Here is a 21949-nt window from a genome sequence, read left to right as displayed (position 1 = left end):
CGCAACTTGTCAGCGCCGCAGAGTGGCGCGAGGCCTCGAAGCTGCCAATCTCCCCCCTTGAGGGGGAGATGTCCGGCAGGACAGAGGGGGGTGCCTTGGCGCCTGCTCATCAATTTGGAGGACTGCCGTGGGCTCGCTGAAGATCGAGAATGTGAAGAAGGCTTTCGGGCCGGTCGAGGTGCTGAAGGGCATCGACCTTCAGGTCAATGACGGCGAATTCGTCGTCTTCGTCGGCCCGTCGGGCTGCGGAAAATCGACGCTGCTGCGCGTGATCGCCGGCCTGGAGGATTCAACCTCCGGCCGCGTGCTGATCGACGGCGCGGACGTTTCGGTCACGCCGCCGGCGAAGCGCGGCATCGCCATGGTGTTCCAGACCTACGCGCTCTATCCACATCTGACGGTGAAGAACAACATGGCGCTGGGCCTCAAGCAGGCCGGCACGCCAGCGGCCGAGATCGAGCGGCGCATCAAGATCGCTTCCGCGATGCTGTCGCTCGAACCCTATCTCGAGCGCCGGCCGGCGGAATTGTCGGGCGGCCAGCGCCAGCGCGTCGCCATCGGGCGCGCCGTGGTGCGCGAGCCGAAGCTCTTCCTCTTCGACGAGCCGCTGTCGAACCTCGACGCGGCGCTGCGCGTCAACACCAGGCTTGAGATCGCGCAGCTGCACCGGCGGCTTAAGGCGACGATGATCTATGTCACCCACGACCAGGTCGAGGCGATGACGCTGGCCGACAAGATCGTCGTGCTCAATGCCGGCCGGATCGAGCAGATCGGCAGCCCGATGGAGCTCTACAATTCGCCGGCCAACGAATTCGTCGCCGGCTTCATCGGCTCGCCGAAGATGAATTTCATTGACGGCGCGCAGCTGGGCGAGACGGCGAAGACCATCGGCGTGCGGCCGGAGCACCTGACGGTCGACACGAAGTCCGGCGCCTGGAAAGGCACGGTGGTGCATGCCGAGCATCTCGGCGCCGACACCAACCTCTATCTCGATTGCGAGAAGGCCGGGCTGATCACGGTGCGCATCTTCGGCGTCTACAATGCCGAGCCGGGCGCGACGCTTTATGCAACGCCGGATGCGGCGAAGACGTACCGGTTCGGGGCGGATGGGAAGGTGTTGAAGTAGTTGGCGCGACGTTCCCTTCTCCCCTTGTGGGAGAAGGTGGCCGCGAAGCGGCCGGATGAGGGGTGTTGGAAGGATCGCGACGCAGCAGAAATAAGCGCGCGGGATTCCTTCGATCTTGAAGGTCGCACTCCGCTGGAGCACCCCTCATCCGTCTCGGCGCTGCGCGCCGATCCACCTTCTCCCACAAGGGGAGAAGGCCAGGTCTGCCCTACACGTCCGCCTTGAACGTCTGCTTCTGCTGACCGAGCCCTTCGATGCCGAGCTCGACAACGTCGCCGGCCTTCAGGAACACCGGCGGCTTCATGCCGAGGCCAACGCCGGGCGGGGTGCCGGTGGAGATGATGTCGCCGGGATGCAGCGACATGAACTGGCTGAGGTATGACACCAGATACTTCACGCCGTAGACCATGGTCTTGGTCGAGCCGTTCTGCATGGTCTTGCCATTGACGGTCAGCCACATCTTCAGGTTCTGCGGGTCGGCGACCTCGTCCTTGGTGACCAGCCACGGGCCGGTCGGGCCGAACGTGTCGCAGGACTTGCCCTTGGTCCACTGCCCCTGGCGCTCGGCCTGGAAGGCGCGCTCGGACACGTCATGCGCGACGGCGTAGCCGGCAACATAATCCAGCGCGTCGTCCTCCGAGACGTATTTCGCGGTCTTGCCGATAACGACGGCGAGCTCGACTTCCCAATCGGTCTTTTCCGAACCGCGCGGGATCAAAACGTCGTCATCCGGCCCGACGATCGCCGAGCTTGCCTTCATGAAGATGATCGGCTCCGGCGGCACGGTGGCGCCGGTCTCGGCGGCGTGGTCGGAATAGTTGAGGCCGATGCAGATGAACTTGCCGGTGCCGGCGACGCAGGCGCCCAGGCGCGGCTTGCCGGAGACCGCCGGCAGCGACTTCGGATCGAGATTGGAGAGCATCTCCAGCGAGGCCGGATGAAGCGTCGTGCCGGCGATATCGGCGACATGAGCGGAAAGGTCGCGGATCGTCCCATCCGCATCGAGCAGGCCGGGCTTCTCGCTGCCGACTTCGCCATAGCGCAACAACTTCATCTCAACTTCTCCACCATGCGGCCAATGGCCGTTTTCACAAATTCCGTCAAAGCCAGCGGACCGTAGTCGCCGACCCCGCCGGCGGCAAGCTTGCCATCTGTTCGTGCCGGCGAACCGGGAGGATTTTCAGACGCTTCGATCCACCCAGACACAGGATCGGCTCCGATCCTCGCCGACAATCCTTCCGAGCCTTTCGTCAGATCGACCAGCCACCGTCGATGTTATAGGCCTGCCCCGACGTGTAGGTGGCGCCGGCAAGGTAGACCGCCAGATCGGCGATTTCCTCCGGCGTGCCAAGCCTGCCCATGGGCTGGCGGGCGATGAAAGCCGCGCGCGCCGCCTCATAGTCGCCTTGCGCATGCATGCGGTCCTGCAGCGACGGGCTTTCGACCGTGCCCGGGCAGATGGCGTTGCAGCGGATGCCCTTGGCGACATAGTCCGCGGCGACCGCCTTGGTGAGGCCGACCACCGCTGCCTTGGTCAAGCCGTAGGCGAAGCGGTTCGGCACGCCCTTTTGCGAGCTTGCCAGCGACGCCATGTTGATGATCGAGCCGTCGCCGCGCTCCAGCATGCCGGGCAGCACGGCGCGGATGGTGCGGATCATCGAACGGACGTTGAGGTTGAGAGCGAAGTCGAGATCCTCGTCCTTCATTTCGAGGATGGAGCCCGCATGGACGAAGCCGGCGCAGTTGAACAGCACGTCGACGCGACCGATCTCGGCGAAGGCTGAAGCGACGGCCGCATCGTTCAGCACATCCAGTTTTCGCGTCGCAATGCCGGGGGTCTTGCCAAGTTCGGCCAGGGCCGCCTCGTTGATGTCGGTGGCGTGAACGGTCGCGCCAGCCTTGGCGAAGGCCAGCGCGCTCGCCCGGCCGATGCCTTGCGCCGCCGCGGTGATCACAACCACCTTGCCCGTCAGATCCGCCATGCTTTTCTCCTGCCTGCCTGATGCGTCCGCCTTATCCATGGCCGGCCTCGGCGTCGTGTGCCAGACAGCCGGGCATCATGCGGTCAGATTTTCCGCTTCACAGATAAAGATGTTTTTTCTCGTTAAAGAACACACGCACAAGCGTCAAGCCCGAACGCCACAACCTTCGCCACTGCAGCCAAAATGGCGCCGGCGCGCGGCGTGCGTCAGGCAAGAGGCATCAGTCGCCGTAGGGAACCCAGACGTTCTTGACCTCGACGGCGCGGCGCAGGAAGGCCCCGCCGGCGGCCTCCTCCGACGACCAGTCGAGCGTTCGGCCATTGCCGGTCCAGACGCGCTTCAAGTTGCCGATGGAGTCGGCTTCCGCCTTGGCGCAGGTGTCGGCATCGGCAAACACCCAGAGCCCGTCGACATCGTCATGCTTGGCCAGCACGCCGGCGAGCTCGGCGCTGCGGCCGGTGACGATGTTGATGGCACCGGCCGGAATGTCAGAATATTCGATCACCTGGTAGAGGTCGGTGGCCAAAAGCGGGTGCCGCTCCGACGGGACCGCAACCACGGTGTTGCCCATGGCGAGCGCCGGAGCCACCAGCGAGATGAAGCCCAACAGCGGCTGGTTGTCCGGCGCGACGATGCCGACGACGCCGACGGGCTCATGCAGGGCAAGTGTCACGACGCGGGCCGGCGGCTGATGGACGCGGCCCTCGAACTTGTCGGCGAGGCCGGCATAGAGGAACAGCCGCCCGATCGACTGCTCGACCTCCTCGCGCGCGGCCTTGGCGGCAACGCCGGTCAGCAGGCCAAGGCGCGCGGCGAACTCGTCGGCGCGGCCGGACAGGTTTTCGGCGAGATAATAGAGCACCTGGCTGCGGTTGTAGGCCGTCGCGTCCGGCCAGGCCTTGCAGGCGCGCGCGGCGGCGACGGCGTCACGGATATCCTTGCGGTTGCCGAGGCCGACTTCGCCGGCCAGCTTGCCCTTGGCAGTGGCGACGGCCAGCGAGTAATTGCCGTCCGGCCGCACCTGCTTGCCGCCGATGAACAGCTTTGCCGTGCGATCGATGGCCGTGCCGTCGGCCTGTTCGACCGGCTGGGTCGGGCCGGCCGCGGCCGGCTTGATGGCCGGGGCGACCGGCAGTTTTACCGCCAGATATTCGAACATGCCCTCGCGACCGCCCTCACGGCCAAAGCCGCTTTCGCGATAACCGCCGAAGCCGCAGGCGGCGTCGAACATGTTGGTGCCGTTGACCCAGACGACACCAGCTTTCAGCTGGGGCGCGACATGCAGCGCAAGGTTGATGTTCTCGCTCCACACCGAGGCGGCAAGGCCATAGCGCGTGTTGTTGGCGAGCTCGATTGCTTCCTCGGTGTTGCGGAAGCTCATCGTCGCCAGCACCGGACCGAAGACCTCTTCCTGCGCCAGAATGTTAGCCGGCGAAACAGCTGTCGCCAGCGTCGGCAGATGATAGTAGCCGGAGGATGGCAAGGTGGCGTCCGGCTGCCAGCAGACGGCGCCCTGTTTCGCGCCCTCGGCAATCAGCCCCTTGACGCGGTCGAGCTGGGTGCGGTCGACGAGCGGGCCGATATCGGTGTTCTTGTCGAGCGGGCTGCCGACCCGCAACCGGCTCATCCTGACCTTGACCTTGGCGATGAGGGCTTCGGCGATACCTTCCTGGACCAGGAGGCGCGAGCCGGCGCAGCAGACCTGGCCCTGGTTGAACCAGATGCCGTCGACCAGACCCTCGACGGCGCTGTCGAGGTCGGCATCCTCGAAGACGATGAAGGCCGACTTGCCGCCGAGCTCCAGCGACAGCTTCTTGCCGGAGCCGGCCGTCGCCTTGCGGATGATCTTGCCGACTTCCGAGGAGCCGGTGAAGGCGATCTTCTGGACACCGGGATGATTGACGATGGCAGCGCCCGCCTCAGGGCCGCCCTGGACGATGTTGACGACGCCTTTCGGCACGCCGGCACGCTCGCAGATCTCGGCGAACAGGATGGCGGTGAGCGGCGTGAATTCGGCCGGCTTCAGCACCACGGTGCAGCCGGCGGCCAGGGCCGGCGCGATCTTCCAGGCCAGCATCAGCAGCGGGAAATTCCACGGAATGACCTGGCCGACGACGCCGACCGGCTTGTGGTCGGGAAAATCCTTTTCGAGCGTCTGTGCCCAACCGGCGTGATGGATGAAATGGCGGATCGCCAGCGGCACGTCGATGTCGCGGCTCTCACGGATCGGCTTGCCATTGTCGATCGATTCCAGCACCGCGAACAGGCGCTGATGGCGCTGCATGGCCCGGCCAACGGCGTAGAGCACCTTGGCTCTGGCATAGCCTGAACTGGCGCTCCATTTCGGCAGCGCCTTGGCCGCCGCCGCCACCGCGGCGTCGATATCGGCGGCGCCCGCATCCGAGATCTTGGCGAGCAGCTTGCCGGAGGACGGCTCGCTGGTGTCGAAAGTCTTGCCGCTGGCCGCCGATTTCCAAGCGCCGTCGATGAACAAAGACTTGGAGAAATCGCGTGTGGCGAGCCAGGCATCGGCCTCGTTGCGGGCTTCCGGTGCCGGGCCGTATTCCATGGCGTGATAACGTTCGAGGATATTCATGGGGCGCACTCGCAAGAGAGGATTTTTAGCGAAGCCGGCGAAGGAACTCGGCGTTCAAGGCCTTCACTCGCCTCACGCCATCGCGTGGCGATGGTTGGCCGAATAATGGCCGGTCAAATGATGTTCGAGCTGGCGTTCGATGTCGGTGAGCAGGCTGGAGGCGCCGAAGCGGAACAGGTCCGGCTCGAGCCAGGGCCGGCCAAGCTCTTCCTTCATCAGCACCAGCCAGTCGAGCGAGACCTTGGCGGTGGAGATGCCGCCGGCCGGCTTGAAACCGATGAGGTAGCCCGTCTCCTCGAAATAGGCGCGGATGGCGCGCACCATGGCAAGGCCGACGGGAAGCGTGGCGTTGACGCTTTCCTTGCCGGTCGACGTTTTGATGAAATCGGCGCCCGCCATCATCGCCACCATGGAGGCGAGCATCACGTTGCGCAAAGTGGCAAGATCGCCGGTGCCGAGGATGACCTTGAGATGCGCCTCGCCGCAGGCGGCGCGCATGGCGACGATCTCGTTGAACAGTTCGCGCCATTTGGCGCCGTAGACCAGGCCACGCGGAATGACGACGTCGATCTCGTCGGCGCCGTCCTTCACCGAGGCCTCGATCTCCTGCAGGCGGGTCGACAGCGGGGCAAGGCCGTGCGGAAAGGCGGTGGAGACTGCAGCGACATGGATACCGGTGCCGCGTATGGCATCGACCGCGGTGGCGACGAAGGGATGGTAGACACAGACGGCCGCCGGACGGATAGTTTCGCCCGATATGCCGAGCCCTTCGACGATATCGCGGCGCAGCGGGTTGATCGCCTTGGCGCAGAGCCGGCGCACGCGCTCGTCCGTGTCGTTGGAGTTCAGCGTGGTCAGGTCCATGCAGGCGATGGCCCGCAGCAGCCAGGCGGCCTGGTTGTCGGCCTTGATCGAGCGGCGCTTGGTGAGCGTGACGACACGGCGCTCCAGCGCCGAGCGGTTGACGCTGCGCACCGATTCCAGGAAGCCGAGATCGAGCTTCATACCGGGGTTGCGGGCAATGCCGTGTTCCAGCGGCAGCGGCGTGTTGGCGGCGGCGCGCGCCGGCAGCGGCATCACCTTGGACGCGCCGGCGCCTGCGCCGGCCTCGCGGATCGTGCTCATCTCCTGCCCTTTCACTCAGCGACCTCAGCCGAAGATAACCCGCGAAGTTGTCCTTCACGAGTCCTTCAGTGGGTCATAGCGGAAAAAGGCGGCGGAAGCAGCCTGTTTTTGACCATATGGTCAAAGCAGCATGCTGGGTAGGCGCCGGCGTCGGAGATTGGCCGAAACGCCCATTCCTTCGTCATACTCGGGCTTGACCCGAGTATCCATGCCGTGAACTCTGCCGCAGAGCGCAACGGTGCAGAATTCTGTAACCGTCGCAACGCCTTAGCGTAACGGCATGGATTCCAGGGTCTGCGCGCGTCGCTCCGCTCCTTGCTTCGCCCTAGAACGACGAAGCGCGAATGTCGTCGCTAATCTCAGACGCTTCAACAGAGCTGGCTGGCGGCGCGCCTCAGCCGACGAAGGCGCGCTCGACGACGAAGCTGGCGGGATGGCTCAAGGAGCCTTCCTGGAAGCCAAGGCTCTCGGCGAGTTCCTTGACGTCCTTCAGCATATGCATCGAGCCGCAGATCATGATGCGGTCGGTCTCGGGATTGAGCTTGTCGATGCCGAGGTCGGAATAGAACTTGCCCGAGCCGATCAGCGCGGTGATGCGGCCCATGCGCGCCGACTCTTCCCGCGTCGTCGAATTGTAAAGCGTGACGCGGCCGCCGGTCAGCTCGCCGATCAGCGGATCGCTCTCCAGCGCCGCGACCAGCTCCTGGCCGTAGGTGAGCTCGGCATTGTCGCGGCAGGTGTGGGTGAGGATGACCTCGTCGAACTTCTCGTAGGTGTCGGGGTCGCGCAGCAGGCTGGCGAAGGGCGCGATGCCGGTGCCGGTCGAGATCATGACCACGCGCTTGGCGGGCGTCAGCGCGTCGAGCACCAGCGTGCCGGTCGACTTCTGGCGCATGATGACGGTATCGCCGACCTGGATCTTTTGCAGCTCGGAGGTCAGCGGACCGTCCGGCACCTTGATCGAGAAGAATTCAAGCTCGTCGTCCCAGGAGGGGCTGGCGACGGAGTAGGCGCGGAAGATCGGCTTTTCGGCATTGGGCAGGCCGATCATGACAAACTCGCCGGAGCGGAAGCGCAGCGACTGCGGCCGGGTGATGCGGAAGGAAAACAGCCGGTCGGTGTAATGCTTCACCGACACCACGGTCTCGGCATAGACATTGGCCGGGATCGGGAACTGCAGCGGCTTCGAGCCGGCGACGTTCAACGCGGATGTCGTGTTCATTCCAACCCAACTTTCCGGCCCAGATGGAACGCACCGGGCGCCAAACTTTTCCTGCGCGCCCGAACGGTCAGGTTCCGGCGTGCTCCCTGCACACTGCCAAGCGGTAAGCTCTTGTGTCCGGAATTTATTAGTATACAAATGATCTCCAGGTCAAGATGGCAGCGTAAAACGCCTTTCCAAACCAAGGCATATCCGTAGTCCTGGCATTTCGGGTTTCGGCAATGAATGAGAAATTTTCGGCATCGGCGGGAAGTGTCGTTGCCGGCATCGATGTCGGCGGAACCTTCACCGATCTGTTGCTGATAGACGGCAAGGCGGGCGGAAAAGTCCATATCGCCAAGACGCCGACCACGATCGAAAACCAGGCTTTTGGCGTGGTCTCAGCACTTGGCGCGACAGGCTTTCCGATCGACGGCATCGACCTCATCGTGCACGGCACCACGACCACCACCAACGCCGTGCTGGAGCGCCGGCTGGCAAGGACCGGCATGATCACCACGCGCGGCTTTCGCGACGTGATCGAGCTTGGCCGGCGCACAAGGCCGCAGGCCTATGGCATGACGGGCACTTTTGTCCCCGTCATTCCCCGCGACCTTCGGCTCGAAGTATCGGAGCGGGTAGAGGCTTCGGGCGCGGTGCGCATTCAGCTCGACGAAGCCGAAATGCGCGACGCGGTGAAAAAGCTGCTCGACGCCGGTTGCGAGTCGCTGGTCATCCACTTCCTGCATTCCTACGCCAACCCCGCGCATGAGCGGCGCGCAGCCGAGATCGCGGCGGAGCTCTGGCCGAACGGCCACATCACCACTGGACATGCGCTGCTTTCGGAAGCGCGCGAGTTCGAGCGCGGCGTGACGGCGGCCGTCAACGCCTCGGTGCAGCCGATCCTGGAGCGCTATGTCGAACGGCTGCGCAAGGAACTCGGCGCGAAAGGCTACGCGCGCGACTTCCTGATCATGAACGGCAATGGCGGCATGATCTCGGCCCGCTTCGTCACGCTGGAATCGGCCAAGACCGTGATGTCCGGCCCGGCGTCCGGCGTGATCGCCGCCGCCTACACGGGCAAGCGCGCCGGCTTCGGCAATCTCGTCACCTACGACATGGGCGGCACCTCGACTGACGTGGCGCTGATCCGCAATGCGGAGCCCGCGGTGTCGAACGAGATCGAGATCGAATATGCGATGCCGATCCATGTGCCTATGGTGGCGGTGCACACGGTCGGCGCCGGCGGCGGCTCGATCGCGCGCGTCGATGCGGCCGGGCTGATCCAGATCGGCCCCGAAAGCGCCGGCGCCAATCCGGGTCCGATCTGCTACGGGCGCGGCGGCCTGGAGCCGACCATCACCGACGCCAATCTGGTGCTTGGCCGGCTGGCGCCGAAGAAACTGCTCGCGGTCGACAACCCTGTGACCGTTGAACGCGTGACCGGCATTTTCGAGGACAAGATCGGCAAGCGTACCGGCCTTTCCGGCGTCGAGGCCGCGGGTGCCGTGCTTCGGCTCGGCAACATGAAGATGGCGGGCGCCATCCGCATGGTGTCGGTGTCGCGCGGCCACGACCCGCGTGATTTCGCGCTGTTCGCCTTCGGCGGCGCCGGGCCGCTGCATGCGACGGCGCTCGCCCGCGAGCTCGGCCTGCCCCGGGTGCTGGTGCCGGCGCGCCCCGGCATCACCAACGCGCTCGGCTGCGTCGTCGCGGATTTACGCCACGACTTCGTCAACACAATCAACCAGCCGGTCAAGTTGCTCGATGAAGCTGCGCTTCGCGAGGTGTTGGAACGGCACCGAAACGAAGGCGAGGCGCTGATCGCCAAGGAAGCGGTGAAGCCGGACGCGATCCGCGTGACGCATTCCGCCGACATGCAGTTCGTCGGCCAGACACACATCATCAACGTGCCGCTGCCCTCCTCATCGGTTTCACGAGAAACGCTGCAGCTTCTGTTCGAAAAAGCCTATTTCGCGCGCTTCAAGGTCGAGCTGCCGGAGATCCGCGCCAATCTCGTCAACCTCAACACATCGGTCACCGGCGTGCGGCCGCAGATCGACCTGTCGAAGCTGATCGACCCGGCTGGCCGCACGGCGACGCTCGAGGAGGCGCGGCGCGAGATCCGGCCGGTCTGGTATCACGGCACATGGCACGACACGCCGGTCTATGCCCGCGAAAAGCTGCCGCTCGACGCCGTGATCGAGGGACCGGCGATCCTGGAGCAGATGGACGCCACCACCGTGCTCGAACCGGGCGACCGGGCGCGCTCGGACGCCGACGGCAACATCATCATCGACATCGGCGAGGCCTAAGATGGCGAAGCTCGACACGATCACGCTTTCGGTGCTGCAGGCGGCCCTGCAGCAGGTCTGCGACGAGATGGACCTGACCTTTTCCCGCGCGGCCTTCTCGCCGGTCATCGCGGAAGCCAACGACCGCTCGGACGGCATCTATTCGGCGGTCGACGGCTCGCTGATTGCGCAAGGCAGCCAGGGCCTGCCGGTGTTCGTCGGTGTGATGCAGTATTCGACCAAGACCGTGATCGAGATGATCGCCGACGGCCGATGCCTCGCTCCTGAGCCGGGCGACATCTACATCGTCAACGACCCCTATCTCGGCGGCACGCATCTGATGGATGTGCGCTTCGTCATGCCGGTCTACCGGAACGGCAAGATCTTTTGCTGGCTTTCCAACACCGGACACTGGCCGGACATCGGCGGCTCGGTGCCAGGCGGCTTCTCGGCCTCGGCCACCGCGGTCGAACAGGAAGGCTTGCGGCTGCCGCCGGTGAAACTTTTCAAGAAAGGCGTGCTCGACGCGGAAATCTACGCCATCATCTGTTCCAACATTCGGGTCGCCGATCAGCGCATCGGCGACATCCGCGCGCAGGCCGCCGCATTGCTGATCGGTCAGGACAGGCTCAATGAAATCCTGGATCGTTACGGTGACGAAACCGTTGTCGAGGCGATCGCGGAACTGCGCCGCCGCGCGGCGGAGCAGATGCGCGCCTCGATCGCTGCCATTCCGGACGGCGTCTATCGCTCGCAGGCTTTCGTCGATTCCGACGGGGTGGTGAACGAGCCGCTGACCATCGATCTTGCCGTCGAGAAGAAGGGCGATACGCTGACCTTCGACTTTGCTGGCTCGTCGAAACCCTGCGCCGGGCCGATGAACAGCGTGCTGGCGACCACGCTGTCGTCGGTCTACCTCGCCATGCGCCACATCTTCCCGGAAGTGCCGATCAGTGCCGGCGCTTTCGAGCCGCTGAACGTCAAACGGCCGGAAGGCACGTTCCTCGACGCCAAATATCCGCGACCGGTGTCGGGCTGCGCGGCCGAGGTGTCGCAGCGCATCGCCGAAGCGGTGTTCGCAGCGATGGTGCAGGCACTACCGGAAAAGGTGACGGCGGCGCCCGCCGGCTCCAGCGGCAATTTCGCGCTTGGCGGCAACGATCCGGCGCGCGGCCGCGACTATGTCATGTACCAGATCTCCGGCGGCGGCTATGGCGGTAATGCCGACCACGACGGACTAAGCAATGGCTGCTCGACGATCGGCATTTCGAAGTCGCCGCCGGTCGAGATCATGGAGCAGGCTTTTCCGGTGCTCTACCGGCATTATGCGCTGCGCGAAGGCTCCGGCGGCGCGGGCAAGCATCGCGGCGGCTTCGGGCTCGCCTATGAGGTCGAGATATTGCGCGGCGAGGCGCGCGCGTCCTTCGTCATGGATCATGGCCGCTTCGGGCCGCAGGGCGCGTTGGGCGGCCGGGACGGCGCGCCGAACAGCGTGACCGTGTTCCGGGGCGGCGAAGCGCATGTGCCGCCGCATCTTTCGAAAGAGCAGGACATCGCGCTCAAGGCTGGCGACCGCGTGCGCGTCGGCACGCCGGGCGGCGGCGGCTATGGCGATCCGCGACAGCGCGATGCGAAGCTAGTCGCGGAGGATGTCAGGCTCGGCTACTATACGGCCGAGCAGGCCAGGGAGATGTTTGGGGTGGAGGTGTAGGCGACGCGCTGGCGAACATGCCTGCGCCGCTGGATCCGCCTGTTTCGAGGTTAGCTGCAACGCGCATCGCGTCGTCATTCTATGGCGCAGCAAGGAGCGAAGCGACGCGCGCAGACCATAGAATCCATGCCGTTACGCAGAAGCGCCGCTCACGGTGCAGAATTCTGCTCCGCTGCTTTCTTCGGCTGAGGTAACGGCATGGATTCCAGGGTCTTCGCGACGGAGCTTCGCTCCTGCTTCGCCCTGGAATGACGAAGTTGGGGGCTAAGCAAGCTTCGCCAGCAACCTGAGAAAAGTCGCGGCTTCCTTGGCCGTGAGCGGCGCCAGCGTTTCCTCGGTGATGGTGCGGGCTAAAGGGATCAGCCGCTCGATCGCTGCGCGGCCTTCCGGCGTCAGATTGACCAGCAGCCGCCTTTTGTCGACCTCGTGCTTGGAGACTTCGACGAGACCGCGCGCCTTCAGCCGGTCGATGACGCCCTTCACGGTGGCCGCGTCCATCGCGATCAGCGTGCCCAACTGGTTCTGCGAGGTCTCGCCAATATCGTGAAGCTTGGCCAGAGCGGCGAATTGCGGCGGCGTCAGGTCGCCGATCTGCGAGGCGAAGATCGCGACATGGCGCTGATGAGCCTTGCGCAGGATGAAGCCGACCTGGTCCTGCAGATGGTAGTTGTTCTCGTCGCCGTCTTCGGCCTCCACCAGCCGCAGCAGATTGTCCTCGCCGCTCATCTCAGGCCGTCCCATGCCTTGATGTCCTCGGCCGCCAGGCCACCCATGCGGTCGTGGACGCGCGGGCCGCAGGTCATGGCGAGGCAAAACAGGATCTCGTCGGGGCGCGGGCCGTCGCTGATGCCCACTTCCATGGCATCGAAATGGCTGCGCACATAGGCGGCATTGATGTGGCCGAGCGGCACGTCGAGCCGCGAGCCGAAGGCGCCGACCTTCTTCGCCGACGGCACGATCGCCTTGGCGTCACCCAGGCGCTCGCGCATGGCGTAGCCGCCGGGCACATGCCACAGCGCGCCGTGCTCCAGTTCGCCGGCGGAGCCAACGATGGCGCCCTTGCCGTAGCCGTCGATCTTCTTCACATCGCCGCCGAGCGCCGCGATCAGCCTGTCGGAGAGCAGCAGCCCGAGCGGCTTCAAGTCCTCCATCGCGCTCTGCAAATCCTCGACATAGCGGCCGGCGAAGGGATTTTTCACCACAGCCATGGCTGCGGCACGCAAGCGCGGCTCTTTAGCCACGGGGCCGCCATCATGAAAAATCTCCTCGGTCAGGACCGCGACCTTGCGGATCGGAAAGTCAGGCATGGGCAGTTTCCTTCGCTTTATGTTTGTTGGGCGCGGCGAGCGCCACCGAACCACTGATGCGGGCCTCGCCCGCCAGGAACAGCGCCGATGCGGCGATCAGGCCGCGCCGGCGAAAATCTTCGGCGACGGCAAGGCCGTTGTCCAGCGCCCGCGCAATCTCGCCGGGCGTGAGCGCGCCGACGCTCTGCGTCACCAGCATCTCACCGAGATCGCTGTCGGGCGCCAGGTCGCGCGCCGCGGCGCGGGCGATGGCGGGATGTCCAGGCAGGTCGACGGCGTTGGCGATCAGCGTCGCCGCCGCGTCGGCCTCCGCGCCGGTGCGCGCCAGCACCGTGACGGCGTCGGCGATGCCCAGCGAAAACGAGCGCCCGCGCCAGCCGCTGGTGGCTACGCCGCTCACGCCATCCTGAGCACGAATGGTGACACGATCGGCCATGCCATTGCCGGTGCCGGCAATCGCGACCGTCATCGACTGACTTCCACCGAGATGGAGGGCGCAATCGCCGCCATTGTTGACGTAGGCGCGATCGAGCCGGCGGCCGGCGAGCAGGGCCCCAAGAATTTCGTCGGCTACCGAACCGGCAACGGCGGCCATCGGCGTGATGAAGCATTCCGCCAGCGACGTGACGGCCGCTTCCATGCGGCGCGCCGTAGGGCCGGCAAAACTGCGCGGCGCCAGGAAGAAGGCGGGAAGCCGCAGTTCGGGCAGCTCTTCGACCACCTCGATCAGGATCGTCTGAAAGCGGGCGACTGCCTGTTCGTAAGCGGCGCGGCATTCATCCGCATCGCCAAAGGCCTCGACGATCAGGTCGATCGGCCCGTGGTTGAGATGAAGCCGCCTGCCGTCGGCAAGCCAATGCGCCTGCGGGCCGTTCATCAGCCGGCACCATTCGCCGCTGAACGCCGCAGTTGCGCCAGCGGCGGCCAGGGATTGCCGGCCGGCGCGCCGGTGTTGCTGCGCGGGTTGAGATACTCGCCGCCCTTGGCGAGGATATCCTCGACGCTGCGTATCTCGTTTTCGTAGCCGCCGAGCCGGACATAGTCGTCGCGGCGCATGGTGAACTCGATCGGCGCCACCAGCGCCGGCGTCGGCACATAGCCGAAAGCGCCTTCCGGCACGCGGGTGACGTCGACCATCAGCGTGATGCCGCCGCCCGGCCAGACATAGACCGGCGCGCCGCCGACCGTCACATAGGTCTTCAGGCCCTGCACCGAGCGGGTGAGGTTGACCGGGTTTTCGGTTACGCCGGCGCGCAGCGAGCCGCCGGCGCCGCCGATGAAGAGAACCGTGCACAAAGCGGGCTCGCAATTGTCCTCGATCAGGCCGACGGACTTTTGCAGCCGCTCGGGAAATGGCTTTTGGACCGGCTTCAACTGGTCGTCCAGCTCGTAATAGGCGAACTGCTCGCCGGTGGTCGACACCATCAGCATGGACAGGCCGGGACGCGCGCCCTTCTTGGCGTTCCAGTCGCCGAGGATCGACAGCGGGTCGGAGATCGTCGTCCCACCCCAGCCGAGGCCGGGTTCCGAGACCTTGAAATAGCGGCCGGGGGTCGAGCGGCGGCCGACGATCTTTATCCCCGTATCCTCCCAGCCCAGCACCTTGCCGGCCTGGTGCTCGGAAACGACGCCGGTGATGTGGTCGTCGACCACCACCACCTCGTCGACCAGCCCGCGCCATTGCGTGGCGAACATGCCGATGGTGGCCGAGCCGCAGCCGACGCGCATGCGGTGCTCGACCTTGCCGTCGATGACCGGAGCCTTGCCTGCCTCGACGATGACCGTCGCGCCACCGTCGATGGTGAGCTCGACCGGCTTGCGATTGCACAGGTTGAGCAGCGCGTCGCAGGTGGCGCGTCCCTCCGCCTTGGAACCGCCGGTGAGGTGATGAACGCCGCCGAGCGACAGCATCTGCGAGCCATATTCGCCGGTCGTCACATGGCCGATCGCCTCGCCTTGCGAGCGCACGATCGCCGTCTCGTCGCCGATATGGCGATCGGTGTCGATCTTCACCTTGACGCCGCAATAGGAGAAGATGCCCTCGGTGACGACGGTGACGAGATCGACGCCCTCGACCTCCTGGCTGACGATGAAGGGCGCCGGCTTATAGTCCGGATAGGTGGTGCCGGCGCCGATGGCAGTGACGAAGCGACGGCCGGTGTTGACCAGCTCGCCGTTCCAGGCTTCGCCCTCGGCGACGAAAGGCACGACGGCGCCGCCGGTTTCGGCCGCGTGATCGAGGATGGTCAGCGGATCCATACGCACGATGCGGCCGCCGACATTGCCATAGCGGTCGCAGGCGCCGGTGCGGCCATCGGCGATGTAGCACATGACCGGACAGGCATCGCAGCGGATCTTTTCCGCCACCTGCTTCTCGCCAGGATCGTGGGTTTCGAAACGTTCGGCAAGCTCGCTCATCGGCGCGCCTCCTTCTCGCGGATCGCCGCCAGGATGCGGCTCGGCGTCGCCGGCACCTTGGTGACAAGGACGCCGGTGGCGTGGCGGATGGCGTTGAGGATCGCCGGCGCCGTCGGGATCAGCACATGTTCGCCCAGGCCCTTGGCGCCGAAGGGCCCTTCCGGATCCGGAACCTCGACCAGAATATGCTCGACCGGCGGCACGTCGCCGATGGTCGGGATAAGGTAATCGTGCAGGTTCTCGGTGCGGCCGGGGATGTATTCCTCCATCAGCGCCATGCCGATGCCCTGGGCGATGCCGCCTTCGATCTGACCTTCGACCAGCACCGGGTTGATCGCCTTGCCGACATCATGCGCGGCGGTGATCCTGATCAGCTTCACCGTGCCCAGCTTGAGGTCGACCTCGAGCTCGGCGATCTGCGCGCCATAGCCATAGACGGCATAGGGTTTGCCTTGCCCCTTGGCGTCGAGCGGCAGCGTGGGCGGGTCGTAGGTTTCTTCCGCGACGAACACCAGGCCGTCGGCATCGGCCTTTAGCGCCGCAAGATCGATGCGCCGCGCGGCATCGCCTTCGCGGATGGATAGGTTCGCGCCGTCGAGCGTGATCGTCGCTTCGCCAGAGACATTGGCGTAGCGCAGGATCTTTTCGCGCAAGGCGCGACCAGCCTTTTCCGCCGCCTTGCCGGTTACAAAGGTCTGCCGAGAGGCGGATGTTTTGCCGGCGTCGGGCGTGATGGCGGTGTCGGCGCTCTTCAGCCTGAACCTGTCCAGCGGCAGGCCGAGCGCGTCGGCGCAGATCTGGGAGATGACCGTGTTGGAGCCCTGGCCGATATCGACGGCGCCCTGGTGCAGGACAACGTCGCCGAGGGCCGAGATGCCGACCTTGATGGTCGAGGGATTGGGCAGCGAGGTGTTGCCGCAGCCATACCAGCAGGAGGCGACGCCGACGCCGCGCTTGCTTGCCGTGTTGGTGGCGTTGAAGGCCTCCGCCTCGGCCAGTGCACGGGTCCAATGCGGCTGAAGCTGCTCCAGGCACTCGCCGATGCCGACACCGGACTCCAGAAGCTGGCCGGTGACCGTTTCACAGCCGTCGCGCAGGCAGTTCTTCAGGCGGAAATCCAGCCGGTCGATGCCCAGCTTGCCGGCGAGCTCGTCATAGAGCGTTTCCTGCATGATGGTCGCCTGCGGCACGCCGAAGCCGCGGAAGGCGCCGGCGATCGGGCCGTTGGTGTGGATGGCGTAACCGGTGGCGCGGTAGTTCGGCGTCAGATAGGGGCCGGAGGCATGCACCGGCACGCGGTTGGCGACGGTCGGTCCCCAGCTGGCATAGGCGCCTGTGTTGAAATCGCCCTCGAAGACCATGCCGGTGACGCGGCCTTCGGCATCGGCGCCGATGGTCGCCTTCATCTCGGCCGGGTGGCGCTTGGTGGTCGACATCATCGATTCGTTGCGCGTGTAGGCAAGTGCCGCCGGCCGCCCGGTCTTCATCGCCACGAGGCCGATGAGCGGCTGCAGCGAGACATCGAGCTTCGAGCCGAAGCCACCGCCGGTGGCGGTCGGCACGATGCGCACCTTGTCGACGGCAAGGTCCAACACCTTCGCCGTCTCGTCGCGGTCCATGTAAGGCGCCTGGGTGCAGGCAACGACGACCAGCGTGTCGCCATCCATATAAGCGTAGCCGGCTTCCGGCTCGATATAGGCGTGCTCGACGAAAGAGGTCTCGATGGCCCCCGACACGGTGGCGGCCGCGGCTGCGAGCGCTCCTTCAGGATCGCCGCGCTCGACATAGCCGGAGGTGAGCAGGTTCGCCGGGCGGTGGCTGTGGATCAGCTCGGCCCCCTCGGCCTTCGCCTCGCCAGGCTGCAGAATATGCGGCAGTTCCGTCCATGAGATCGGAAAATCCGTCAGGTCGAGATCGACGATCGCCTCGCGTTCGCCCGCCACCAGCGCCACCGCCTCGCCACGCAGACGGGCAAAGCCCTCGGCCAGCGCCGGCTGGTCGGCAAAGGGGCCGATGACGCCGAAGCAATTCTTGCCAGGAATGTCGGTGGCGGTGAAGACGCCGGCGATGCCGGGATGCGCCTTGGTCCAGGCGTCAAGGTCGCCGAAGCTGAAGCGGGCATGATAATGCGGCGAGCGGACGACAAGCACCGCCAGGGCATCGGCCGGAAAGGAATCGCCGCCGAACATCTCGTCGCCCGTGACTTTCGGCACGCCGTCGAGACGGATGGGAGAGGCGCCAACCGCACGCCCGGCTTCGGGCAGACGATGATCGATGCCGTTCATATGCCGCGAGGCGCCCATCACCGCCGCGACGATCTTCCTGTAGCCGGTGCAGCGGCAGAGCACGCCACCCAGCGCGTCCTGCGTCTCGGCCTCGCTCGGCGTGGGGTTGCGTTGCAAAAGCGCGGTGGCCGCGACCAGCAGGCCAGGCGTGCAGATGCCGCATTGCGCGGCGCCATGTTCGAGGAACGAGGCCTGCAGGGCGGACAGTCGGCCATTGGCAAGGCCTTCGACGGTGGTGACGGAAGCGCCGGACACCGAGGCCGCCGGCATCAGGCAGGCGCAGACCGGATTGCCGTCGACCAGCACGGTGCAGGCACCGCAATCGCCAGCATCGCAGCCGACCTTGGTGCCGGTCAGCCGCAGCTCGTCGCGCAAAACCTGCGACAGGCGGCGCACCGGCGGCACCGACACGTTGACAGCAGCGCCGTTGACCTCGAAGGCAATGTCGGCGCGTTCCATGCCGGACTGGGCCATGCCGGATTGGGCCATGCCGGACTGGGCCACCCCGGACTGGGCCACGCCGGATCGGGTCATGCCGGACTGGGCAATGCTCATGCGGCCACCTTGCCTTCACCGGGGTCGATTGCGGCGCGCACCGCGCGAGCGACGATCTCGCGCGCCGCTTGCTCCCGGTACTCGGCGCTGCCGCGCACATCGGCGATCGGCGACAGTTCGTCGATCGGCGCGGACAGCGCCGCTTCGGCGAGTGCCTCATCGATCGGGCGCCCGCGCAGGGCCGCCTCGACGCCGGCGAGACGGCGGGCGACCGCCGAGCAGGAGCCGACGGCGATCGCCGCTTCGGCGACGACGCCATTCTCGACCACGAGCCGCGCCGCGGCCATGGCGATCGAGATGACGAGATAGCGGCGGGCGCCGAGCTTGACGAAGGCTGAGGCGCCGATGCCGGAACGCTTCGGCACGCGAATGGCGGTGACCATCTCGCCGGGCTGCAGCGCCGTGCGACGATTGCCGAGGATGAACGCGCCGAGCGGCAGATGGCGGATGGCTTTCGCCGAGCGCAATTCGATATCGGCGTCGAGCGTCAGCAGCGCCGGTACGCCGTCGGCAGCGGGCGAGGCATTGCAGAGATTGCCGGCAACGGAAGCGACATTCTGGATCTGGACCGAGCCGACCTCGCGTGCGGCCGATTTCAACGCGTCGAATGACGCCGGCAAGGAGTGGCGCACGATGTCGGTCCAGGTCGTGCGGGCGCCGATCCGCCAATGATCGCCCGTCTCGGCGATGCCGCGCAGTTCGGCGAGACCGTTGATGTCGAGGATGTTGTCGCGGAAGGGTTTGGCGCCCTGCGCCGGATAGAAATCCGTGCCGCCGGCCAGAATGCGCCAGCGATCCTCGCCAAGCAAAGCGAGCGCCTCGTCGACCGTGGTGGGTTTCGCGTAACGGATCACGCTTTGCCTTCCCGAAAAAGGGCCTTTCCCAGAGCTTAGGCCTTCCTGTGGCCTCCCGAAGTGCCGGCTTCGGGTCTTCTTGCCGGTCTCCGGACCGGTCAAATTCATTCGTATGCAAATGATATCAGGCCGGTCGCAATTGTCAAAGCCGGAGTTTGCGCCGCCAAGACCTCAACGCGATTGTTATGGCGCCGGAGGTTGACGCCGCCGGCCATCTGGTCAAGGTTCCGTGTCCGGTCGCGTGAGCGGCTTTTTGACTGGAGCCCCAAGCCGGACGAGAGGGCTGAAACGAGAGGGAGCCGCATGGCCGAAGAAGCGCTCATCGTCATCGACCTGCAGAACGATTTTTGTCCCGGCGGCGCGCTGGCGGTTGCCGGCGGCGACGAGATCGTGCCTTTGGTCAACGACCTGATCCGGCGCAGCGAGCATGTGATCCTGACGCAGGACTGGCACCCCGCCGGCCATTCGAGCTTCGCCTCCAGCCATCCCGGCAAGCAGGCTTTCGAGACGATCGAGATGCCCTACGGGCCGCAGACGCTGTGGCCGGATCATTGCATCCAGGGCAGTCTCGGCTCCGATTTCCATTCCGGGCTTGCCTGGACCAAGGCCGAACTGGTGGTCCGCAAAGGGTTCCGCACGGCGATCGACTCCTATTCGGCCTTCTTCGAGAACGATCACACGACGCCGACCGGCCTCGGAGGCTATCTGAAGGAACGCGGCATCGACACGATCACCCTGGTCGGCCTCGCCACCGACTTCTGCGTCGCCTTCTCGGCGCTCGACGCGGTGAAGCAGGGCTTTAAGACAACGGTGCGGCTCGACGCCTGCCGCGGCATCGACCTCAACGGTTCGGTCGAGATGATGCTGAAGCGGATGGACGAAGCCGGCGTGACGCTCGAAGACCATTCGGCGGACTGACCGGGCTGTGGGGAAGGTCCCCCTCACCCGGATTGCCAGCCGAATTGCGAAGGGCAATTCGGGGCAATCCGACCTCTCCCCGAGGGGAGAGGGGATAGCGAGCGCCGGCGCCAACCTCTTCTCCCCCACGGGGAGAAGGTGGCCGCGAAGCGGCCGGATCAGGGGGCTTGTCGCCGCGATAGCGGTGCTGCTTCCAGCGCAGGCATTCGCCGCCGAAATCCACGAGCTGCCCGGCGCCGCGATGTCGCTGTGGTGGGCACTTCCCTTCGCCGGCCTGCTCTTGTCGATCGCGACCGGGCCACTGCTCTTTCATCATGTCTGGGAACATCACTACGGCAAGATCGCCGCCGCCTGGGCCGCTCTGGTGGTCGCGCCGCTGGCGGTCGCCTTCGGCCTTGCTTCGGCAGGCGAAGCGGTGCTGCACACGCTGCTCACCGAATATCTGTCCTTCATTATCCTGTTGTTCGCGCTCTACACGATTTCGGGCGGCATCCTGCTTGCCGGCAACATCCACGGCACGCCGCTCACCAATGCCGGCCTGCTGCTGATCGGCGCGCTGCTTGCCTCGGTCATCGGCACGACCGGCGCCTCGATGATCCTGATCCGGCCGATGCTGCGCGCCAACGACAACCGACCGTTCAACGCGCATGTGGTGATCTTCTTCATCTTCCTGGTCTCCAACATCGGCGGCTCGCTGACCCCGCTCGGCGACCCGCCCTTGTTCGTCGGCTTCCTGCGCGGCGTCGACTTCTTCTGGACCACCGCGAGCCTGTGGCGCGAGACGCTGTTCACCGGCGGACTGGTGCTCATCGTCTTCCTGGCGCTCGATATCGTGCTGCACCGCCGTGAGGGCGGCATGCCGAAGATCAAGGATCCGACGCCTGATTCGAAAGTGCGCCTGCGCGGCCTGGCCAACCTGCCCCTGCTCGCCGGCGTCATCGGCGCGATCCTGCTTTCGGCGAGCTGGAAGCCGGGCATCGGCATCCCGATCCTCGGCGTCAGCCTCGAGCTGCAGAACCTGGTGCGCGACGCCATCATCCTGGCGCTGGCCTTCCTGTCGCTAAAAGTCTCGTACAAGAGCCATCGCGAAGCGAATGGCTTCACCTGGGGGCCGATCGCCGAGGTGGCGAAACTCTTTGCCGGCATTTTCGTCTGCATCGTGCCGGTCATCGCCATCCTGCGAGCCGGCCACGACGGTGCGCTGGCGCCGCTGGTGTCGCTGGTCACCTCCGCCGACGGCCAACCGAACAACCTCGCCTATTTCTGGCTGACCGGGGCATTGTCATCCTTCCTCGACAACGCGCCGACCTATCTGGTGTTCTTCGAGCTTGCCGGCGGCGATGCCAGGCACCTGATGACGGAGGCCGCCTCGACGCTCGCCGCAATCTCGGCCGGCGCGGTGTTCATGGGCGCCAACACCTATATCGGCAACGCGCCGAACTTCATGGTCTTTGCCATCGCCCGGCATCGCGGCTTCAAGATGCCGGGCTTCTTCGGCTATATGATGTGGTCCGGCCTGGTGCTGATCCCGACGTTCTTGATTGCCGGGTTCTTGTTTTTCAGGTGAGCTGGGAAAC

16 protein-coding genes are annotated in these 21949 nt (G+C 65.7%); 5 read left to right on the top strand and 11 right to left on the bottom strand.

Annotation, left to right across the window (positions count from 1 at the left end; all coding sequences use genetic code 11):
* Positions 1-127: 127 nt before the first annotated feature.
* The gene (locus RFM52_RS01660; RefSeq protein WP_320294110.1) at positions 128-1126 is read left to right on the top strand and encodes an ABC transporter ATP-binding protein; all 999 of its coding nucleotides are present in this window, start codon (positions 128-130) and stop codon (positions 1124-1126) included.
* Between the two features lie 208 nt (positions 1127-1334).
* On the opposite strand, the gene RFM52_RS01655 is transcribed toward RFM52_RS01660, so the two are convergent.
* From RFM52_RS01655 to RFM52_RS01635, 5 genes are all read right to left on the bottom strand, one after another.
* Positions 1335-2180, bottom strand: a complete 846-nt coding sequence (locus RFM52_RS01655; RefSeq protein ID WP_320294109.1) for a fumarylacetoacetate hydrolase family protein — start codon at positions 2178-2180, stop codon at positions 1335-1337.
* Positions 2181-2376: 196 nt separating this feature from the next.
* Positions 2377-3108: an SDR family oxidoreductase gene (locus RFM52_RS01650; protein ID WP_320294108.1), complete on the bottom strand. Its 732-nt coding sequence runs from the start codon at positions 3106-3108 to the stop codon at positions 2377-2379.
* Positions 3109-3328: 220 nt separating this feature from the next.
* Entirely contained in the window at positions 3329-5704 is a 2376-nt protein-coding gene (locus RFM52_RS01645; protein ID WP_320294107.1) for an aldehyde dehydrogenase family protein, read from the bottom strand.
* Positions 5705-5776: 72 nt separating this feature from the next.
* Complete coding sequence (gene deoC / locus RFM52_RS01640; protein ID WP_320294106.1) at positions 5777-6829, bottom strand: deoxyribose-phosphate aldolase; 1053 nt, start codon at positions 6827-6829, stop codon at positions 5777-5779.
* Between the two features lie 394 nt (positions 6830-7223).
* Positions 7224-8051, bottom strand: coding sequence for a ferredoxin--NADP reductase (locus RFM52_RS01635; protein WP_320294105.1), 828 nt, complete (start codon positions 8049-8051; stop codon positions 7224-7226).
* 221 nt (positions 8052-8272) lie between these two features.
* On the opposite strand from RFM52_RS01635, the gene RFM52_RS01630 reads away from it, so the two are divergent.
* Together RFM52_RS01630 and RFM52_RS01625 are read left to right on the top strand one after the other, a co-directional pair.
* Positions 8273-10345: a hydantoinase/oxoprolinase family protein gene (locus RFM52_RS01630; RefSeq protein WP_320294104.1), complete on the top strand. Its 2073-nt coding sequence runs from the start codon at positions 8273-8275 to the stop codon at positions 10343-10345.
* Position 10346: 1 nt separating this feature from the next.
* Positions 10347-12035 carry a hydantoinase B/oxoprolinase family protein gene (locus tag RFM52_RS01625; RefSeq protein ID WP_320294103.1) on the top strand — a complete coding sequence of 563 codons (1689 nt, stop codon included), beginning with the start codon at positions 10347-10349 and terminating at the stop codon, positions 12033-12035.
* A 264-nt stretch (positions 12036-12299) separates the two neighbouring features.
* Here RFM52_RS01625 and RFM52_RS01620 read toward each other — a convergent pair whose 3' ends face one another.
* The 6 genes from RFM52_RS01620 to RFM52_RS01595 all read right to left on the bottom strand — a co-directional run bounded on the left by RFM52_RS01620 (position 12300) and on the right by RFM52_RS01595 (position 19454).
* Positions 12300-12761, bottom strand: coding sequence for a MarR family winged helix-turn-helix transcriptional regulator (locus tag RFM52_RS01620; RefSeq protein WP_320294459.1), 462 nt, complete (start codon positions 12759-12761; stop codon positions 12300-12302).
* Positions 12758-13342 (bottom strand): amino acid synthesis family protein, encoded by a 585-nt coding sequence (locus RFM52_RS01615; RefSeq protein WP_320294102.1) that lies wholly within the window; start codon positions 13340-13342, stop codon positions 12758-12760. Before RFM52_RS01615 ends, RFM52_RS01620 begins: the two co-directional genes overlap by 4 nt.
* Complete coding sequence (locus RFM52_RS01610) at positions 13335-14219, bottom strand: UPF0280 family protein (RefSeq protein ID WP_320294101.1); 885 nt, start codon at positions 14217-14219, stop codon at positions 13335-13337. The genes RFM52_RS01615 and RFM52_RS01610 overlap by 8 nt, the downstream gene beginning before the upstream one ends.
* Complete coding sequence (locus RFM52_RS01605) at positions 14219-15760, bottom strand: 6-hydroxynicotinate reductase (RefSeq protein WP_320294100.1); 1542 nt, start codon at positions 15758-15760, stop codon at positions 14219-14221. Before RFM52_RS01605 ends, RFM52_RS01610 begins: the two co-directional genes overlap by 1 nt.
* A complete protein-coding gene (locus RFM52_RS01600) occupies positions 15757-18504 on the bottom strand; it encodes a molybdopterin-dependent oxidoreductase (RefSeq protein ID WP_320294458.1) in 2748 nt (915 codons plus the stop codon). The genes RFM52_RS01605 and RFM52_RS01600 overlap by 4 nt, the downstream gene beginning before the upstream one ends.
* Positions 18505-18596: 92 nt before the next feature.
* The gene (locus RFM52_RS01595; RefSeq protein WP_320294099.1) at positions 18597-19454 is read right to left on the bottom strand and encodes an FAD binding domain-containing protein; all 858 of its coding nucleotides are present in this window, start codon (positions 19452-19454) and stop codon (positions 18597-18599) included.
* 303 nt (positions 19455-19757) lie between these two features.
* Between RFM52_RS01595 and pncA the strand changes: the two genes are divergently transcribed.
* Both pncA and RFM52_RS01585 read left to right on the top strand, forming a co-directional pair.
* Positions 19758-20372 (top strand): bifunctional nicotinamidase/pyrazinamidase, encoded by a 615-nt coding sequence (gene pncA, locus RFM52_RS01590; RefSeq protein ID WP_320294098.1) that lies wholly within the window; start codon positions 19758-19760, stop codon positions 20370-20372.
* A gap of 241 nt (positions 20373-20613) precedes the next feature.
* Positions 20614-21939, top strand: coding sequence for a sodium:proton antiporter (locus RFM52_RS01585; protein ID WP_320294457.1), 1326 nt, complete (start codon positions 20614-20616; stop codon positions 21937-21939).
* The last annotated feature ends 10 nt before the right edge of the window (positions 21940-21949 follow it).

Source organism: Mesorhizobium humile, from assembly GCF_033977215.1.
Lineage (GTDB): Bacteria > Pseudomonadota > Alphaproteobacteria > Rhizobiales > Rhizobiaceae > Mesorhizobium > Mesorhizobium humile.
The sequence above is the reverse complement of the archived record's forward strand: the minus strand, read 5'-3'. Positions and strand labels throughout refer to the sequence as shown.

Excerpts from the sequence above, each read along its gene's own strand:
- RFM52_RS01655 (WP_320294109.1), bottom strand. The coding sequence starts at position 2,180 with ATGAAGTTGTTGCGCTATGGCGAAGTCGGCAGCGAGAAGCCCGGCCTG.
- RFM52_RS01650 (WP_320294108.1), bottom strand. The coding sequence starts at position 3,108 with ATGGCGGATCTGACGGGCAAGGTGGTTGTGATCACCGCGGCGGCGCAA.
- RFM52_RS01645 (WP_320294107.1), bottom strand. The coding sequence starts at position 5,704 with ATGAATATCCTCGAACGTTATCACGCCATGGAATACGGCCCGGCACCG.
- deoC (WP_320294106.1), bottom strand. The coding sequence starts at position 6,829 with ATGAGCACGATCCGCGAGGCCGGCGCAGGCGCCGGCGCGTCCAAGGTG.
- RFM52_RS01635 (WP_320294105.1), bottom strand. The coding sequence starts at position 8,051 with ATGAACACGACATCCGCGTTGAACGTCGCCGGCTCGAAGCCGCTGCAG.
- RFM52_RS01630 (WP_320294104.1), top strand. The coding sequence starts at position 8,273 with ATGAATGAGAAATTTTCGGCATCGGCGGGAAGTGTCGTTGCCGGCATC.
- RFM52_RS01625 (WP_320294103.1), top strand. The coding sequence starts at position 10,347 with ATGGCGAAGCTCGACACGATCACGCTTTCGGTGCTGCAGGCGGCCCTG.
- RFM52_RS01620 (WP_320294459.1), bottom strand. The coding sequence starts at position 12,761 with ATGAGCGGCGAGGACAATCTGCTGCGGCTGGTGGAGGCCGAAGACGGC.
- RFM52_RS01615 (WP_320294102.1), bottom strand. The coding sequence starts at position 13,342 with ATGCCTGACTTTCCGATCCGCAAGGTCGCGGTCCTGACCGAGGAGATT.
- RFM52_RS01610 (WP_320294101.1), bottom strand. The coding sequence starts at position 14,219 with ATGAACGGCCCGCAGGCGCATTGGCTTGCCGACGGCAGGCGGCTTCAT.
- RFM52_RS01605 (WP_320294100.1), bottom strand. The coding sequence starts at position 15,760 with ATGAGCGAGCTTGCCGAACGTTTCGAAACCCACGATCCTGGCGAGAAG.
- RFM52_RS01600 (WP_320294458.1), bottom strand. The coding sequence starts at position 18,504 with ATGGAACGCGCCGACATTGCCTTCGAGGTCAACGGCGCTGCTGTCAAC.
- pncA (WP_320294098.1), top strand. The coding sequence starts at position 19,758 with ATGGCCGAAGAAGCGCTCATCGTCATCGACCTGCAGAACGATTTTTGT.
- RFM52_RS01585 (WP_320294457.1), top strand. The coding sequence starts at position 20,614 with ATGTCGCTGTGGTGGGCACTTCCCTTCGCCGGCCTGCTCTTGTCGATC.